The sequence below is a fragment of the Phycicoccus sp. CSK15P-2 genome, from assembly GCF_016888005.1.
Taxonomy (GTDB): Bacteria; Actinomycetota; Actinomycetes; order Actinomycetales; family Dermatophilaceae; genus Phycicoccus.
The window spans coordinates 1-15,996 of record NZ_JAFDVE010000010.1 but is presented as its reverse complement, the minus strand read 5'-3'; the positions used below and the strand labels follow the sequence as shown (position 1 = coordinate 15,996).

General features: G+C 73.1%; 15 protein-coding genes and 1 tRNA gene. 12 read left to right on the top strand and 4 right to left on the bottom strand.

What is annotated here, in order from left to right:
• Positions 1–8 precede the first annotated feature (8 nt).
• From JQN72_RS06550 to JQN72_RS06540, 3 genes are all read right to left on the bottom strand, one after another.
• Positions 9–1,625 carry a substrate-binding and VWA domain-containing protein gene (locus JQN72_RS06550; protein WP_204134371.1) on the bottom strand — a complete coding sequence of 539 codons (1,617 nt, stop codon included), beginning with the start codon at positions 1,623–1,625 and terminating at the stop codon, positions 9–11.
• A gap of 192 nt (positions 1,626–1,817) precedes the next feature.
• Positions 1,818–3,176: a DUF349 domain-containing protein gene (locus JQN72_RS06545; protein WP_204134370.1), complete on the bottom strand. Its 1,359-nt coding sequence runs from the start codon at positions 3,174–3,176 to the stop codon at positions 1,818–1,820.
• Between the two features lie 2 nt (positions 3,177–3,178).
• On the bottom strand, positions 3,179–4,000 hold the full coding sequence (locus JQN72_RS06540) for a peptidylprolyl isomerase (RefSeq protein WP_204134369.1): 822 nt from the start codon (positions 3,998–4,000) through the stop codon (positions 3,179–3,181).
• Between the two features lie 70 nt (positions 4,001–4,070).
• On the opposite strand from JQN72_RS06540, the gene JQN72_RS06535 reads away from it, so the two are divergent.
• Positions 4,071–4,772, top strand: a complete 702-nt coding sequence (locus JQN72_RS06535) for an MBL fold metallo-hydrolase (protein WP_204134368.1) — start codon at positions 4,071–4,073, stop codon at positions 4,770–4,772.
• Positions 4,769–6,127, top strand: coding sequence for a histidine--tRNA ligase (gene hisS, locus JQN72_RS06530; RefSeq protein WP_204134367.1), 1,359 nt, complete (start codon positions 4,769–4,771; stop codon positions 6,125–6,127). Before JQN72_RS06535 ends, hisS begins: the two co-directional genes overlap by 4 nt.
• Here the strand turns inward: hisS and JQN72_RS06525 are convergent.
• Positions 6,111–6,749 (bottom strand): hypothetical protein, encoded by a 639-nt coding sequence (locus tag JQN72_RS06525; RefSeq protein ID WP_204134366.1) that lies wholly within the window; start codon positions 6,747–6,749, stop codon positions 6,111–6,113. The genes hisS and JQN72_RS06525 overlap by 17 nt on opposite strands.
• Before the next feature lie 121 nt (positions 6,750–6,870).
• Between JQN72_RS06525 and ald the strand changes: the two genes are divergently transcribed.
• From ald to JQN72_RS06475, 10 genes are all read left to right on the top strand, one after another.
• Positions 6,871–7,986, top strand: coding sequence for an alanine dehydrogenase (ald, locus tag JQN72_RS06520; RefSeq protein ID WP_204134365.1), 1,116 nt, complete (start codon positions 6,871–6,873; stop codon positions 7,984–7,986).
• Positions 7,983–8,936: a site-specific tyrosine recombinase XerD gene (gene xerD, locus JQN72_RS06515; RefSeq protein WP_204134437.1), complete on the top strand. Its 954-nt coding sequence runs from the start codon at positions 7,983–7,985 to the stop codon at positions 8,934–8,936. Before ald ends, xerD begins: the two co-directional genes overlap by 4 nt.
• An 86-nt stretch (positions 8,937–9,022) precedes the next feature.
• A complete protein-coding gene (locus JQN72_RS06510) occupies positions 9,023–9,904 on the top strand; it encodes a ParA family protein (RefSeq protein WP_374190878.1) in 882 nt (293 codons plus the stop codon).
• Positions 9,905–9,962: 58 nt separating this feature from the next.
• Positions 9,963–10,877, top strand: a complete 915-nt coding sequence (locus JQN72_RS06505) for a ScpA family protein (protein ID WP_204134436.1) — start codon at positions 9,963–9,965, stop codon at positions 10,875–10,877.
• Positions 10,870–11,505, top strand: a complete 636-nt coding sequence (gene scpB, locus JQN72_RS06500; RefSeq protein WP_204134363.1) for an SMC-Scp complex subunit ScpB — start codon at positions 10,870–10,872, stop codon at positions 11,503–11,505. The genes JQN72_RS06505 and scpB overlap by 8 nt, the downstream gene beginning before the upstream one ends.
• Complete coding sequence (locus JQN72_RS06495; protein WP_204134362.1) at positions 11,502–12,362, top strand: pseudouridine synthase; 861 nt, start codon at positions 11,502–11,504, stop codon at positions 12,360–12,362. Before scpB ends, JQN72_RS06495 begins: the two co-directional genes overlap by 4 nt.
• A complete protein-coding gene (locus JQN72_RS06490; RefSeq protein WP_204134361.1) occupies positions 12,359–13,444 on the top strand; it encodes a prephenate dehydrogenase in 1,086 nt (361 codons plus the stop codon). The genes JQN72_RS06495 and JQN72_RS06490 overlap by 4 nt, the downstream gene beginning before the upstream one ends.
• Before the next feature lie 23 nt (positions 13,445–13,467).
• Positions 13,468–14,163, top strand: a complete 696-nt coding sequence (gene cmk / locus JQN72_RS06485; RefSeq protein WP_204134360.1) for a (d)CMP kinase — start codon at positions 13,468–13,470, stop codon at positions 14,161–14,163.
• 73 nt (positions 14,164–14,236) lie between these two features.
• Positions 14,237–15,706, top strand: a complete 1,470-nt coding sequence (gene der, locus JQN72_RS06480) for a ribosome biogenesis GTPase Der (protein WP_239100244.1) — start codon at positions 14,237–14,239, stop codon at positions 15,704–15,706.
• An 87-nt stretch (positions 15,707–15,793) separates the two neighbouring features.
• Positions 15,794–15,867, top strand: a tRNA-Pro gene (locus tag JQN72_RS06475).
• The last annotated feature ends 129 nt before the right edge of the window (positions 15,868–15,996 follow it).

Below are 15,996 nucleotides of genomic sequence, written 5' to 3'. Positions count from 1 at the left end.
GGTGGGCCTCAGCCCTGGCCCGGAAGCCGGCGCAGCAGCATCGACACGTACACGTCGCCGATGTCCTGGGGCTCGTCGATCGTGAACACCGCTCCGCCACCACCGCCGGAGGTCGGCACGACCGCCGCGACCTGTTTCAGCTGCTCGGCGTCGACGCCACCCATCCCGATAAGCAGCACCGTCACGGGGCGCTGCTCGTTCGCCGCTCCGTCCAGCCGCGACTTCAGGCTCGCGAGGTCGAGCCCGCCACCGGGGTCGTCGTTGAGGCCGTCGGTGAAGACGACCATGATGTTCTCGGCCTCGGGGTCGTAGGAGCCCAGCATCGCGCGGTAGGCGGCGTCGATCGTGTCGTACAGGCCGGTGTCCCCGGAGAGCCGGCCGGGGAGCTCGGCCAGGGCCTCGGCGAGCGCGTCCCGCTGGCCGCTCTCCCCGAGCGGTTCGACGGGGACGACCTCGGCGTAGTCCTGCCCGCCGCTCTCGTCCGTCGAGAACGTCCAGAGCCCGACGGCGTTGTGGTCGGCGAGGAGCCGGTTCGCACCGGTCGACGCCGTCGCCGCGACCTCGATCCTGGAGGCGCCCCCGTCCACGGCAGGCAGGCGCATGGAGCCGCTGACGTCGACGATGTTGAGCAGCCGGGTCGGCCTGACGATGGCCTGCCACATGGCCTCCGCGGACTGGACGTCCTGGGCGGATGCCGTGGCCCGGACGACATCGGCCGGGGGGCCGTCCGCGACGACCGGGCTGGGGTCCCCGGGGGTGCGGAACCCCGCGTCCCGCAGGGTGGCCTGGCCGGCCTCCGACCGCAGCGCCGCGACGAGCGCGGCCACCGGCTCGGCGTCGGTGCTGCCGTTGGTGACGAGGGTGTAGTCGAGCACCCCGGTGGCCGGCTCGGGGACGGCGACGGTGAGGTTCCCGACGTCGGCAGCGAAGACCTGCTGCTCGGTCGTGGGGAACAGCGCGGCGGACTCCTGGCCTGCGTAGCGGGTGAGGAGGTCACCCTCGTCGGTGACCCGGCTGAGCATCCCGCCAATGCCGGTGAGGGCCGTCGCGCGCTCCCCGTCCGGAAGGGCGTCGACCTCGCCGAGCCCGAGCACGAGCGCCAGCTGTCCGACGGTGGAGCTGCTGGGGTCGGGCAGCCTGCTGTCGTCGTCGAGCATCACCGAGGCCCAGGACAGTGGGTCCGGAGCGGTGGCGCCGTCCGGGACGGCGACGACGAGCGGCGTCCAGGCGAGCTGCTCCCCGACGGCAGCCGCGTCGTTGCCGGTCGTGGCCTCCTGGGCCACGAGCGAGGTGTCGGCCACCCACAGGCTGGGAGCGTCCTCGGCCCCGTCCTGGATCTTCTGCGTCGTCACCGACGACGCCTCGGCCGAGACGTCGTAGACGACGCACGGGTCCGGCACCGTCTCCGCGACGTTGCGCACCGCGTCACGCATGGCCTCGGTCGTGGTCACCAGGACCTCGCGGGGCGTGGCGCAGTCGGGCTCACTGACGAAGACGGTCTGCACCTGCCCGCTCAGCCGCGGCCAGATGACCGTCCAGGCGACGGTGCCCAGCGCCAGTGTGACGACGACCGCGATCGCCACGAGAACTCGCGCACCGCGCGCGCGACCCTGTTGTCGGCCCATGACGTTACGTCCTCCCTGCCGGCCCACAGCGGCCCCAATCCTGCCTTGGATTCGGCGATTGTGGAACGATCCGTGCTCAGGGAGTCGGGGCGAGGCAGGTGGCGGAGTCCGTACGGCGGGCGGCCACGGCCGAACGCACGATGTCCTCCCGCCCGCGGGGTCGTGTCGTGCGCGTGGGCGACCGGACCGGGCTCAGCCTCCGAACTCGTCGAGCCCGGCCCGGGCCTGGGCCAGCCAGTCCTGCTGGGCGCTCAGGCGCTCTCGCGCGGCCTCGGCCTTCGTCTCGTTCCCGGCGGCCTCGGCCGCCGCGACCTCGGCCTCGATGGCGGAGACGGAGGCCTCGAGCTGGTCGACCATCGACCTGGCCCGGGCCGCGACCTCCGGGTTCGTGCGCTGCCACTTGGCGTCCTCGGCCTCACGGACCGCGGACTCCACCCGGCGGATGCGCTTCTCGACGCGGTCGATGTCGGCGCGCGGCACCTTCCCGGCGGCGTCCCAACGGTCCTGGATCGAGCGCAGCGACGTCTTGGCCGCCTCGAGGTCACGGACGGGGAGCAGGGCCTCGGCCTCCACGAGGAGCTCCTCCTTCACGGCGAGGTTGCCGCGGAACGCCTCGTCCTCGGCCGCAGCGGCGGAGTCCTTGGCGGTGAAGAAGGCGTCCTGGGCCGCGCGGAACCGCTCCCACAGGGCGTCGTCGTCGGACCGGCTGGCCCGTCCGGCGGCCCGCCACTGGTCCATGAGCTGCTTGTACGCCCGCGCGGTGGGGCCCCAGTCCGTGCTCGACGCGAGGGACTCGGCCTCGGTGACGAGCCGCTGCTTCGTGCGCTTGGCGTCGGCCCGGGTGGTCTCGAGCTCGGCGAACCAGGCGCGGCGGCCCTTGTCGAAGGTGTTGCGGGCCTTGCTGAACCGGTGCCACAGCTCGGTCTCGGTCGCCTTGTCGAGCTTGGCCGCGGACCGCTGGTGCTGCTTCCACTCGTCGAGCAGGGCGCGCATCCGCTCCCCGCTCTGCTTCCACTGGGTGCGTTCGGCCGGCTGTGCCGCGATCTCCTCGGCCTGGACGACGATCGCCTCGCGCTCCGTGGTGGCCGTGAGCCTGGCCGCCTGCCGGTGCTCGGCCTCGGCCGCACGCTTCTCGCCGAGGCCGGCCTCGACCCGCTCGACGATGGCGTGCAGCGCGGGGAGGTCGCCGACGACGTGCGCCTCGGCGATGTGCTCCTTGAGCGTCCTCAACCCGTCGGAGACCTCCTTGGCGGAGACCTCCGGGTTCCCCAGGCGCGCCTCGAGGAGCTCGGCCGAGGCGTGCAGCTCGTCGTACTTCCGGGCGAAGTACTGCAGCGCCTCCTCGTGGCTGGCGCCGGGGTAGGAGCCGACCTCCTGCTCCACGCCACCGACCTGCACGAACACCCGGCCGTCGTCGTCGACGCGGCCGAACCGGGCGGACTCCGAGTGCGACTCCCGCACCGCGGGGGCGGTGGGGCGAGGCGGGACGCGCTTGGCGAGCGAGGCGGGAGAGGGGACGGGCGGGCGGGGTGTGGGCTGGTCCTCGGACACGGTCAGGACTTCTCCTCGGTGACAGCAACGCTGAGGATGCTGATCGGTGCGGCAGGTGTGCCGTCGTCGGGGCCCCGGTCGGAGGGGACGATCCCCGCGGCGGCGACCTTGTCGACGATATCCAACCCGGAGGTCACCGTGCCGAACACGGTGTAGCCGTCGGGGTCCGGGAGGCTCGTGTCGCCGTAGACGACGAAGAACTGGCCGCCGTTGCCCTGCTCGGGGTCGGAGGTACGGGCCATCGCGAGCGTCCCGCGCGGGTACGTGCCGTCCTCCGGCGCGTTCTCGACCCCGAACCCGTACCCGGGGCCGCCCTGCCCGGTGCCGGTCGGGTCACCGCACTGGAGCACCTTGAGGCCCTCTGTCGCCGTGAGCCGGTGGCACGGTGAGTCCTTCCAGTAGCTCTGCCGCGCGAGCTCGAGGAAGGACGCGACCGCTTGCGGCGCTTTCGTGCCGTCGAGCCGGACGACGATGTCGCCGCAGTTGGTGGCGATCGTGGCCTCGTAGGTCTTCCCCTCGGCGACGGCCTTGTCGGGCAGCTCGAGCTCGGCACTGGTTCCGAGCGGGGCGGGTGGGGGTTCGCACCCCTCCACCGACGTGGACGCAGAGGGGCTGGGCGAGGCGTCCGGGGCCGCGGCGTCGTCGTCGGTGTCGTCCTGGAGGGTGAGCCCCAGCACGACGAGGAGCCCGACGACCACGACGACGACCCCGAGGACGGCTGCGAGCCGTTGGAGGCGTGCGCGGTCGGCCTCGCGACGGGCCATCTTCGCCTGCTGCTTCTCCCAGCGACGGCGGGCGCGGGCCCGCTCCTGCTTCTTGGTCACCCCGGGTGTCCCTCCTGGTCGTCCGGCGCCGGTCAGTCTAGGCACGCCACCTCCGACTACTCTCGCTGGCGTGCTCGTCGTCGCCTTCCCCGCCGCCGCCTTCGGGACCAACTGCTACGTCCTCGCGCCCGCTCCGGGGGAGGAGTGCGTCGTCGTCGACCCGGGCATCGGGGTCGAGGACACCCTGAGGACGGTCCTCGAGGAGCACCGGCTCCGCCCTGCCGCTGTGCTCCTCACACACGGGCACCTCGACCACGTCTACTCCGTGACGCCGGTCTGCGGTGGCGACACCGCGGCGTACGTCCACGGCCACGACCGCTACCGGCTGGCCGACCCGCTGTCGACGATCGACCCCGCCACGCTGGCCATGATGGAGGCGCAGTTCGGACAGCGCGCCACCTGGCGCGAGCCCGAGCGGGTCGTCGAGGTCGCCGACCGCGAACGGCTCGAGGTGGCTGGCCTGGCCCTCGACGTCCTGCACGCCCCCGGGCACACCGAGGGGTCGGTGATGTTCGCCCTGGAGACCGTGCCGGACGGCCTGCCCGAGGAGGAGCAGCTGGACCGCACGGTGGTCTCCGGCGACGTGCTGTTCGCGGGCTCGATCGGCCGGACGGACCTCCCGGGCGGTGACAACGCCGCCATGCAAAGGTCCCTGCGGGAGGTCGTCCTGCCACTGGCGGACAGCTCCCTCGTCCTCACCGGCCACGGCCCCGCGACGACGATGCGCCGGGAGCGGGCGACGAACCCGTACCTGAGAGGATTGGGGGCGTGACCCCTCCCGCCGTCAAGGTGACCCCCGTCTCGGGCTTCCCCGAGCTCCTGCCCACCGAGCGCTTCGTCGAGCTGCACTTCCTCGACACCGTCCGCGAGGTCTTCGAGCTGCACGGCTTCACCCCGGTCGAGACCCGGGCGGTCGAGCCCGTCGAGCGGCTCCGCGGCCAGGGTGGCGACGCCGACAAGGAGACCTACGGGATCCACCGGCTCGCGGCCCGCGCCGACGAGCGCGGTGGGTCCGACGGCGAGCTCGGCCTGCACTTCGACCTCACCGTCCCGTTCGCGCGGTACGTCCTCGAGAACGCCGCACGGCTCTCCTTCCCCTTCCGGCGCTACCAGATCCAGAAGGTCTGGCGTGGTGAGCGGCCGCAGGAGGGTCGGTTCCGCGAGTTCACCCAGGCCGACATCGACGTCGTCGACATCGGGGAGCTCGCCCCGCACGTCGAGGCCGAGATGCCGCTCGTCATCGCCGAGGCGTTCCGCCGCCTGCCGGTCGGGGAGTTCCGCATCCAGGTCAACGACCGCAGGATCCCGGAGGGGTTCTACCTCGGGATCGGCCTCACCGACGTCGCGGGAACCCTGCGCATCGTCGACAAGCTGGCCAAGATCGGACCCGACAAGGTGGCCGCCCAGCTCGTCGAGGCCGGCGCCACCGACGAGCAGGCCGCCCAGGCCCTCGCCCTGGCCGCGATCCGCACCGACGACGTGTCGTTCGTCGAGCAGGTGCGCGCCCTGGGCATCTCCCACCCGACCCTCGACGCCGGGCTGGAGTCGCTCGCGGCGGTCATCGACACCGGCGCGCGGCGCGCTCCCGGCACGCTCGTCGCGGACCTCTCGGTCGCGCGGGGGCTCGACTACTACACCGGCACCGTCTACGAGACCCAGCTCGTCGGCTCCGAGGACTGGGGGTCGGTGTGCTCCGGGGGACGCTACGACTCGCTCGCCTCGGACGGCCGCACGACCTACCCGGGTGTCGGCATCTCGATCGGGCTCACCCGGCTGGTCCACCTCCTCGTCACGAAGCGAGGCCTCACCGCATCCCGCTCGACACCGGCGGCCGTGCTCGTCGCCGTCGTCGACGAGGAGTCGCGGGAGCGCTCCGGTGCCGTCGCGGCGGCGCTGCGGGCCCGTGGGGTGCCGTGCGAGGTCGCACCGTCGGCCGCGAAGTTCGGCAAGCAGATCCGCTACGCCGACCGGCGCGGCATCCCGTACGTCTGGTTCCCGGGGGCCGGCGACGGTGGTGGCGACCAGGTCAAGGACATCCGGTCCGGGGAGCAGCTCGATGCGGACGCCACGACGTGGGAGTGCCCGGCGGACGACCTGCGGCCCGCGGTCGTCACCCGCGCGGGCTGACCTCCCGGCCGTCGTCCACCGGCGGCGGACGCAGCCCGGACTCCTTGAGCTCGAGGACGGCCAGCGCGCGCACGACCTCGGAGTCCCCGCGGCGCCACGCACCGGCCGGGTCGTCGCTGATCCGGGCGAGCCGGGGCATGGGCTGGTTCGCCATGGCGCGCAGCGCGAAGAGGTCGAGGTCCGGGGCGGAGTCGACGAACCGCCGGGCCGCGGTGGCCCTGCGGACGAACCGCCAGCGCAGGACCAGCCACGTGCCGGCGACGAGGAGGATCGGTGCGGCGGCCAGCGTGACTCCGAGGACCAGCGCGGTGCGCTCCACCGCGTCGACGAGGTCGCGGCCCGCCGCCTCGATGTCGGTGCCCACCCCGGCGGCGCTGCGGAAGGGGGTGGCGATGCGGTCGTCGAGCAGCGGGAGGTCGTCCACGGAGTCGCCCGCCTCGGTCATCCTGCCCCGGAAGCCGGTGCCCGCGGACTCCAGCTGTCGGCCCGGCTCGGCCAGCCGGAGGGTCGTGTCGTACACCCGCGTCCCGACCTCGACCCAGAGCCAGACCCACAGGACGACGCCGAGGTCCGCGACGACCTGGGCGACGCGGCGCGTCGGGATGTCGCTGTAGAGCTTCACGGAGGTCCTCCCTGGATCGGGCACGTGTCGGGCCGACACTAGACTTCCATCGCCCTCCACCCGGAGGGGCTCCCGTGGGCGACGGCGCCCCGGACCTCGACTCCAGACAGGACTGATATCCGTGAAGGTCGGCATCCCCACCGAGGTCAAGAACAACGAGTTCCGGGTCGGCATCACACCGGTCGGCGTCAACGAGCTGACGCGGCGCGGTCACGAGGTGCTCGTCCAGAAGGGCGCCGGGCTCGGGTCGTCCATCTCCGACGACGAGTACGTCTCCCAGGGGGCACGCATCGTCGGCCACGCCGACGACGTGTGGGGCGAGGCCGACATGGTCATGAAGGTCAAGGAGCCCGTCGCCGAGGAGTACCACCGGCTCCGCGAAGGGCTGACCCTCTTCACGTACCTGCACCTCGCCGCGGACGAGCCGCTGACCACCGAGCTCGTCGACAAGCGGGTCACGGCCATCGCGTACGAGACCGTCCAGCTGCCGTCCGGGCTGCTGCCCCTGCTCTACCCGATGTCCGAGGTCGCGGGCTGCCTCGCGCCCCAGGTCGGTGCGCACTCGATGATGCGCGCGCAGGGTGGGCGCGGCGTCCTCATGGGCGGCATCGGCGGTGTCGCGAACGCCAAGGTCGTCGTGCTGGGTGCCGGCGTCGCGGGGCAGAACGCCGCGAACATCGCGCTCGGCATGGGCGCCGACGTCACGCTGCTCGACACCGACCTCGACAAGCTGCGGATGAGCTTCTGGCGGTACGACAACCGGGTCGCCCAGATCGCCTCGTCGGCGATGTCGGTGCGCGACCAGGTGCTCCAGGCGGACCTCGTCATCGGGACCGTCCTCATCCCGGGGGCGAAGGCGCCCAAGCTCGTCACGGACGAGATGGTGAGCCGGATGAAGCCCGGGTCGGTGCTCGTGGACGTCGCGATCGACCAGGGCGGCTGTTTCGAGAACAGCCGGCCGACGACCCACGCGGACCCGATCTTCGAGGTCCACGACTCCATCTACTACTGCGTCGCCAACATGCCCGGTGCGGTGCCGCACACGAGCACCTGGGCGCTCACCAACGCCACGCTGTCGTACGCGACGAAGATCGCCGACCAGGGCTGGCAGGCTGCACTGCGAGCCGACGACGCGCTGGCCCGCGGCCTCAACACGCACGCCGGGCGGATCACCCACGCCGGGGTCGCCGACGCCTTCGACCTGGAGAGCATCCCCCTCGACGAGGCGCTGTCCTGAGCGAGGCGGGCCGGCGGTCGACCGCGCGCCCCACCGCCGTGGGCCGGGCCGTCGACGCGTGGCTGACCCACCTGGACGTCGAGCGCGGGGTGTCCGCCAACACGCTCGCCGCGTACCGGCGCGACCTCGGCCGCTGGCAGGCGTTCCTCGCCACGGAGGAGGTCGGGCGTCCCGAGGACGTCACGTCGGCCCACGTCACCGAGTTCCTCACTCGGTTGCGGGAGGGCGACGACGAGCACCGGCCGCTCGCCGCGTCGTCCGCCGCACGGACCCTCGTCGCGGTGCGCGGGCTGCACCGCTTCCTCGCCCTCGAGGGTGTCCTGGACGCCGACCCCGCGCGCGACGTCGCCCCGCCGCGCACCCCGGACCGACTCCCGAAGGCCATCCCGCTCGGCGACGTCGAGCGCCTGCTCGAGGCGGTCTCGCTCGGCGACACACCGGTCTCGCTGCGCGACCGGGCGCTCCTCGAGGTGCTGTACGGCACCGGCGCGCGCATCTCCGAGGCCGTGGGGCTCGACGTCGACGACCTCGACGACGACGCCTCGGTCGTCCGGCTGCGGGGGAAGGGCGGTAAGGAGCGGATCGTGCCGCTGGGGTCCTACGCGGGCCGCGCGCTCGAGACGTGGCTCGTCCGTGGACGGCCGGAGCTCGCCGCCGCGGGCCGGGGGACCCCGGCGGTGTTCCTCGGCGTCCGTGGTGCCCGGATGTCGCGGCAGAGCGCCTGGGCGGTACTGCGCGCGGGCGCCGAGCGCGCCGACCTCTCGGGGCACGTCTCGCCGCACACCCTGCGGCACTCCTTCGCGACCCACCTGCTCGAGGGCGGGGCGGACGTGCGGGTGGTCCAGGAGCTCCTCGGCCACGCCTCCGTGACGACCACGCAGATCTACACGAGGGTCACCGTGCAGCAGCTGCGTGAGGTCTACGCCCACAGCCACCCGCGGGCCCGCTGACCCCGAAGCGGGGGTGCCGCGCTGATAAGGTCGTCCGCGATCGGCGCGAGGCCGACCGACGCACGAGAGGCACCGGGAGTAGAGAGTTGGGCGAGACCGAGGCGGCGTTCGATATCCGCACGGACGGGCAGGTCGGACCCACCGGTCGGCCGATGCCCGAGTTCCCCGAGCCCGCGCCGCTCACCTCCCACGGCCCGGCCCGGGTCATCGCCATGTGCAACCAGAAGGGGGGCGTCGGCAAGACGACGACCACCATCAACCTCGGTGCAGCCCTGGCCGAGCTCGGTCGCAAGGTCCTCCTGGTGGACTTCGACCCCCAAGGCGCGCTGTCCGTGGGTCTGGGGATCCCCACGCACGACCTCGACGTCACCGTCTACAACCTCCTCACCGAGCGCGGGCACGACGTCCGTGAGGTCGTCCAGCACACCCGGGTGTCCGGCCTGGACGTCATCCCGGCGAACATCGACCTCTCGGCCGCCGAGGTGCAGCTCGTCGGAGAGGTCGCCCGCGAGCAGATCCTGGCCCGGGTGCTGCGGCCGGTCATGGACGACTACGACGTCGTCCTCATCGACTGCCAGCCCTCGCTCGGGCTGCTCACCGTGAACGCCCTCACGGCGGCGCACGGCGTCATCATCCCTCTCGAGTGCGAGTTCTTCGCGATGCGCGGTGTCGCGCTGCTCGTCGAGACGATCGAGAAGATCACCGACCGGCTCAACCCCCGCCTGCAGGTCGACGGCATCCTCGCGACGATGTACGACGGCCGGACGCTGCACTCCCGCGAGGTGGTGGCCAGCGTCGTCGACCACTTCGGGGACCGCGTCTTCCACACGGTCATCTCGAGGACGGTGAAGTTCCCGGACGCCACGCTCGCCGCCGAGCCCATCACGACGTACGAGTCGAGCCACAAGGGCGCGGACTCCTACCGCCGGCTCGCCCGCGAGCTCGTGGCCCGCGGCGGGGCGGCCTGATCCGGTGACGACGTCCCCCGACGCCACCGGGGGAGCGGTGGCCGCCCCGGACACCGAGATGGTCCCGGGCGGGGTCATCACCCGACGGGCGGCCGCGACCCCCTTCGAGGTCCATCTCGACGTCTTCTCCGGCCCGTTCGACCTGCTCCTCGGCCTGATCAGCAAGCACAAGCTCGACATCACCGAGATCGCCCTCGCGGCGGTCACCGACGAGTTCGTCGCCCACATCAAGGCCGCCCGTGGCACCGAGGGCGGATGGGACCTCTCCCAGGCCACCGAGTTCCTCGTCGTGGCCTCGACCCTGCTCGACCTCAAGGCCGCGCGGCTCCTGCCGCAGAGCGGGCCCGAGGACGAGGACGACCTCGCGCTCATCGAGGCCCGGGACATCCTCTTCGCGCGGTTGCTGCAGTACCGCGCCTTCAAGGACATCGCGCACACCTTCGGGCAGCGGATGGCCACCGCCGGCCGTCGTCAGCCCCGTTCGGTGGCGCTCGAGCCGCACCTGGCCGCGCTCCTGCCCGAGCTCGTCATGACCGTCACGCCCGAGCAGCTCGCGATGATCGCGGCCACCGCGATGACGCCCAAGGCACCGCCCACGGTGGGGCTCACCCACCTGCACGCCCCGCAGGTGAGCGTGCGGGAGCAGGCGGGTGTCATCGGCGCCCGCCTCCGACGGGACCGGGTGGCGTCGTTCCGCAGCCTCGTCGCGGACGCCGACAACACGCTCGTGGTGGTCGCCCGCTTCCTCGCCCTCCTCGAGCTCTTCCGTGAGGCCGCCATCGGGTTCGAGCAGGCCGAGGCCCTCGGCGAGCTCACGGTGCGCTGGACCGGCCCCGAAGAGGGCGAGATCGAGGTCACCGACGAGTTCGACGAGCCACTGCCCGTCCCGGACGACGGCGCGGCAGCCCAGGGCACCGCAGCGCCGGACGACCCCCAGACCCCACCGACCCCCGAGGAGACCCCCGATGAGTGAGCCGGAGCAGAGCGCGCCGGACACCCCGGAGACCGCCGGCCCCGAGGACCAGCTCGCCTTCGACGTCGCGGACTTCCCGGGCGGCATCCATGGCGCGCTCGAGGCCGTCCTCATGGTCGTCGACGAGCCCGTGACGACCACCTCCCTCGCGTCGGCCGTCGAGCAGCCGGTCGCGGACGTCGAGAGTGCCCTCGCCGACCTCGAGGCGGGCTACGAGGAGCAGCGCCGCGGGTTCACGCTGCGCCAGGTCGGCGGTGGGTGGCGGATGTACAGCCGGCACGAGTACGCGCCGGTGGTCGAGAAGTTCGTCCTCGACGGGCAGCAGGCCCGGCTCACCCAGGCCTCGCTCGAGACCCTCGCCGTCATCGCCTACCGGCAGCCGGTGTCCCGCTCCCGGGTGGCGGCCGTGCGTGGGGTCAACGTCGACGGCGTGATCCGCACGCTGCTCACCCGCGGCCTCGTCGAGGAGGTCGGGCAGGACGAGGAGTCCACGGCCACGCTCTACGGGACGACCTCCTACTTCCTCGAGCGGCTGGGGCTGCGGTCCATCGAGGAGCTGCCTGCCCTCGCTCCGTACCTGCCCGAGGTCGACGTCCTCGACGAGATCGCCGAAGGAGGCCGCGGATGACCCCGCCGAAGGGGCGAGGTGGACGCCGTGCCGGAGGCCGCCAGCAGCGTGAGCGCGGCGCAGGGAACACCCGCCGGAGCCAGCCCACCCAGCCCAAGCGCGAGCCCCAGCGACCGGTCGTCGACGTCCACGACCCCGAGGGCGTGCGGCTGCAGAAGCTCCTCGCGGCGGCCGGGGTCGGGTCGCGCCGGGTGTGCGAGGACCTCATCGCCCAGGGCCGGGTGGAGGTCGACGGCCAGACCGTCACCGAGCTGGGCGTGCGGATCCGGGCGACCCAGGTGGTCCACGTCGACGGCGAGCGGGTGCAGCTCGACGAGTCGCGGGTCTACCTCGCGTTCAACAAGCCCCTGAACGTCGTGACGTCGATGAGCGACGACCTCGGCCGGGTCGACATCGGCGACTACCTCGGTGCCCGCAAGGAGCGGCTGTTCCACGTCGGGCGGCTCGACGCCGACACCGAGGGGCTGTTGCTCCTCACGAACGACGGCGATCTCGCGCACCGGCTCCAGCACCCACGCTACGGCGTCCTGAAGACCTACCTGGCGCAGGTTCCCGGACCACTGCCGCGCGACCTCGGGAAGCGACTGCGCGAGGGGGTCGAGCTCGAGGACGGGCCGGCCGCGGTGGACTCCTTCCGGGTCGTGGACTCCCAGCCGGGCAAGGCGCTGGTCGAGGTCGTGCTCCACGAGGGCCGCAAGCACATCGTCCGCCGCCTGCTCGCCGAGGTCGGGCATCCCGTCATCTCGCTGGTGCGTACGCAGGTCGGGCCGATCCGTCTCGGCGACACCAAGCCGGGAAAGTGGCGGGCGCTGTCGTCCGCGGAGGTCGCCGCGCTCTACAAGGCCGCGGGCCTGTGACGCGGGTCCACGTCGTCGGGACCGGGCTCGTCGGGACGAGCCTCGGCCTGGCGCTCACCCGGCACGGCGACGACGTCACGCTCGAGGACGCCGTACCGACCCACGCGGCGCTGGCGCGCGACCTCGGTGCCGGACGGCTGCTCGGCGCGCAGGAGGAGCCGGAGCCCGACCTCGTCGTCGTCGCGGTCCCGCCGGACGTCACCGCGGGGTGTGTCGTCGCCGCCCTGGAGCGGTTCCCGGACGCCGGGGTCACCGACGTCGCATCGGTCAAGGGGGTGGTCCTGGCCGCCGTGCGGGCCGCGGGGGCGGATCTCACGAGGTACTGCGGTGGGCACCCGATGGCGGGCCGGGAGCGTGCCGGTGCCGTCTCCGGCCGCCACGACCTCTTCGACGGCCGCGCCTGGGTGGTCACCCCCTCACCCGAGACCCGCGTCGAGGTCACGGCCCTGGTCACTCACGTCGCCCGGTCCGCAGGGGCCGCCGTCCGCGCGCTGGCCCCCGACGTGCACGACCGCGCCGTCGCGGCCGTCTCGCACGTGCCCCAGCTCGCCTCGAGCCTCGTGGCCGCCCGGCTGGAGGTGCTCGACGACGAGGCCGTCGCGCTGGCCGGGCAGGGGCTGCGCGACGTCACCCGGATCGCCGCGAGCGACCCGAACCTGTGGACCCAGATCCTCGCCGGCAACGCCGCGGCGGTCCGCGAGGTCCTCGGCGGCTTGGCCGAGGACCTCGGCGCCGTCGTCGGGGCCCTGGCGGCCCTCGAGGCGGGCGAGGACGCACCGGGGGCCCGGGGCGCCATCGCCGGTGCCATCGCCGCGGGGAACGCCGGCCACGCCCGGATCCCCGGCAAGCACGGCGCCGCGCCGACGGCCTTCGAGACGGTCCGGGTCCTCATTCCCGACCGGCCCGGGCAGCTCGGGCGGCTGTTCGCGGACATCGGCGAGATCGGGACCAACGTCGAGGAGTTCCGGCTGGACCACGGGCTCGGGCAGGACTTCGGGGTCGCCGAGGTCGACGTCGTGCCCGCGGCCGCCGCCGCCCTCGCCGAGGCCCTGGGTGAGCGGGGCTGGCGGATCCACGGGTGACCACGGCACTAGGCTGATCGGCCATGACCGCACCGCTGACCATCGCCATCGACGGCCCGTCCGGATCCGGCAAGAGCAGCGTCGCGAAGGCGGTCGCGCGGCGGCTCGGCATCGGCTACCTCGACACGGGCGCGATGTACCGGGCCCTCACCTGGTGGTGCCTGGAGCGCGGGCTGGACCTCGCCGACCACGATGCCGTCGCGCAGGCCGCCCGGGACTTCCCCCTGGCCATGGGGACCGACCCCGCCGACCCGACGGTCACGGTCGACGGCACCGACGTCGGCGCCGCGATCCGCACGACCGAGGTCAGCAGCGCGGTGTCCGCCGTCGCGACCAACCAGGGGGTCCGCCCGGTGCTCCAGCAGCTCCAGCGGGACCTCATCGCCCGGGTAGCCGAGGAGACCGGCGGGGTGGTCGCCGAAGGACGCGACATCACGACGGTCGTGGCACCGGACGCCCGGGTCCGTGTCCTCCTCACGGCCTCCGAGGAGGCCCGGCTGCGCCGCCGGTCCACCGAGCTGCACGGCTCTGCCGACGCCGCCGCGGTGGAGGCCACCCGCGACCAGGTGCTCCGCCGCGACCGGGACGACTCCACGGTCTCGCGCTTCACCGAGGCCGCCGAGGGGGTGAGCCTCGTCGACACCTCCGACCTCGGCTTCGACGAGAGCGTCGAGGCCGTGCTCGACGTCGTCGCGGCGAGCACCGTGGACGAGGGCTGACTCCGGGCCGGATCGGTGGGTGCGACCCCGGTGACGTGACGGAGCATCTCTGCGGATGCGGGAGAATGGCGGGATGAGCACCGACGACCCCACCCGCACCCAGGACCCCGACGCCGTCGAGCGCGCCCTGCGTGCCGGCCTCGAGGAGTTCGAGCTGAGCGACGAGGACCGCTCGCTGCTCGACCTCGACGGTGGTCCCGACGCGGAGGAGGCGCAGGCCGCTGCGGTTCCGGTCGTCGCGGTCGTCGGGCGTCCGAACGTCGGCAAGTCCACGCTGGTCAACCGGGTCCTCGGCCGCCGCGAGGCCGTCGTCGAGGACGTCCCCGGTGTGACCCGCGACCGGGTCGCGTACGACGGGGAGTGGGCCGGCCGCCGTTTCACCCTCGTGGACACCGGTGGCTGGGAGGTCGACGCCACGGGCATCCACCTGCGGGTCGCCGAGCAGGCCGAGATCGCCGTCGACCTGGCGGACGCCGTGCTGTTCGTCGTCGACGCCACGGTGGGCGCGACCGACGATGACGAGGCCGTCGTCAAGCTGCTCCGCCGCTCCGGCAAGCCGGTGGTGCTCGTCGCGAACAAGGTCGACGACCAGCGCACCGAGGCGGACGCCGCGGCCCTGTGGAACCTCGGGCTCGGCCAGCCCTGGCCGGTCTCGGCGCTGCACGGCCGGGGGAGCGGGGACGTCCTCGACGCGCTCCTGGAGGTCCTGCCCGACGTCTCTCAGGTCGCGGCGTACCGCCCCGGGGGGCCACGGCGGGTCGCACTGCTCGGACGTCCGAACGTCGGCAAGTCCTCGATGCTCAACAAGCTCACCGGCGACGAGCGGGTCGTCGTCGACGACGTCGCGGGAACGACCCGGGACCCCGTCGACGAGATCGTCGAGCTCGCCGGGCGTACGTGGCGGTTCGTCGACACCGCAGGAATCCGGCGGCGCGTGCACCAGACCCGGGGGGCCGACTTCTACGCGTCGCTGCGGACCCAGACGGCCTTGGAGAAGGCCGAGGTCGCTGTGGTCCTCGTCGACGCCAGCGACGTGCTGGCCGAGCAGGACGTGCGGGTCGTCCAGCAGGTCATCGACGCCGGACGCGCTCTGGTCATCGCGTACAACAAGTGGGACCTCACCGACGAGGAGCGGCGGCACTTCCTCGAGCGAGAGATCGAGCGCGACCTCGTCCAGGTCACGTGGGCCCCCCGGGTCAACGTCTCGGCGCGCACCGGCCGGCACCTGGAGCGGCTCGTACCGGCCCTCGACACAGCCCTGGAGTCGTGGGACTCGCGCATCCCGACCGGGCGCCTCAACGCCTTCCTCGGCCAGGTCGTCGCGGCCCATCCGCACCCGGTCCGTGGCGGCAAACAGCCGCGCATCCTCTTCGCGACGCAGGCGGGTACCCGACCGCCTCGCTTCGTGCTCTTCGCGTCCGGGTTCATCGAGGCGGGGTACCGGCGCTTCGTCGAACGCCGGCTGCGCGAGGAGTTCGGCTTCGCGGGGACCCCGATCGAGATCTCGGTGCGGGTACGCGAGAAGCGCCGCGCGCGGCGCTGACCCCGCCCAGTGGTCGGGTGCGGCCGATTGGGTCGGCCCCGCCGCGGTGGGATATGGTTTCGACCGCTCCCGCGAGGGGGCGAGCCACGGGCTGTGGCGCAGCTTGGTAGCGCACTTGACTGGGGGTCAAGGGGTCGCAGGTTCAAATCCTGTCAGCCCGACCGTGTGATGTCTCAGGACATCGGAAACCCCCGAACCGTCAGGTTTGGGGGTTTCGTGGTGTCTGGGGTTGGTACTTGTGGGTGGTGTCGAGGGTGAGTTTTCGCAGGACCTCGCCGGTGGTGGCGTCC

Excerpts from the sequence above, each read along its gene's own strand:
- scpB (WP_204134363.1), top strand. The coding sequence starts at position 10,870 with ATGAGTGAGCCGGAGCAGAGCGCGCCGGACACCCCGGAGACCGCCGGC.
- der (WP_239100244.1), top strand. The coding sequence starts at position 14,237 with ATGAGCACCGACGACCCCACCCGCACCCAGGACCCCGACGCCGTCGAG.
- cmk (WP_204134360.1), top strand. The coding sequence starts at position 13,468 with ATGACCGCACCGCTGACCATCGCCATCGACGGCCCGTCCGGATCCGGC.
- JQN72_RS06505 (WP_204134436.1), top strand. The coding sequence starts at position 9,963 with ATGGTCCCGGGCGGGGTCATCACCCGACGGGCGGCCGCGACCCCCTTC.
- JQN72_RS06550 (WP_204134371.1), bottom strand. The coding sequence starts at position 1,625 with ATGGGCCGACAACAGGGTCGCGCGCGCGGTGCGCGAGTTCTCGTGGCG.
- JQN72_RS06495 (WP_204134362.1), top strand. The coding sequence starts at position 11,502 with ATGACCCCGCCGAAGGGGCGAGGTGGACGCCGTGCCGGAGGCCGCCAG.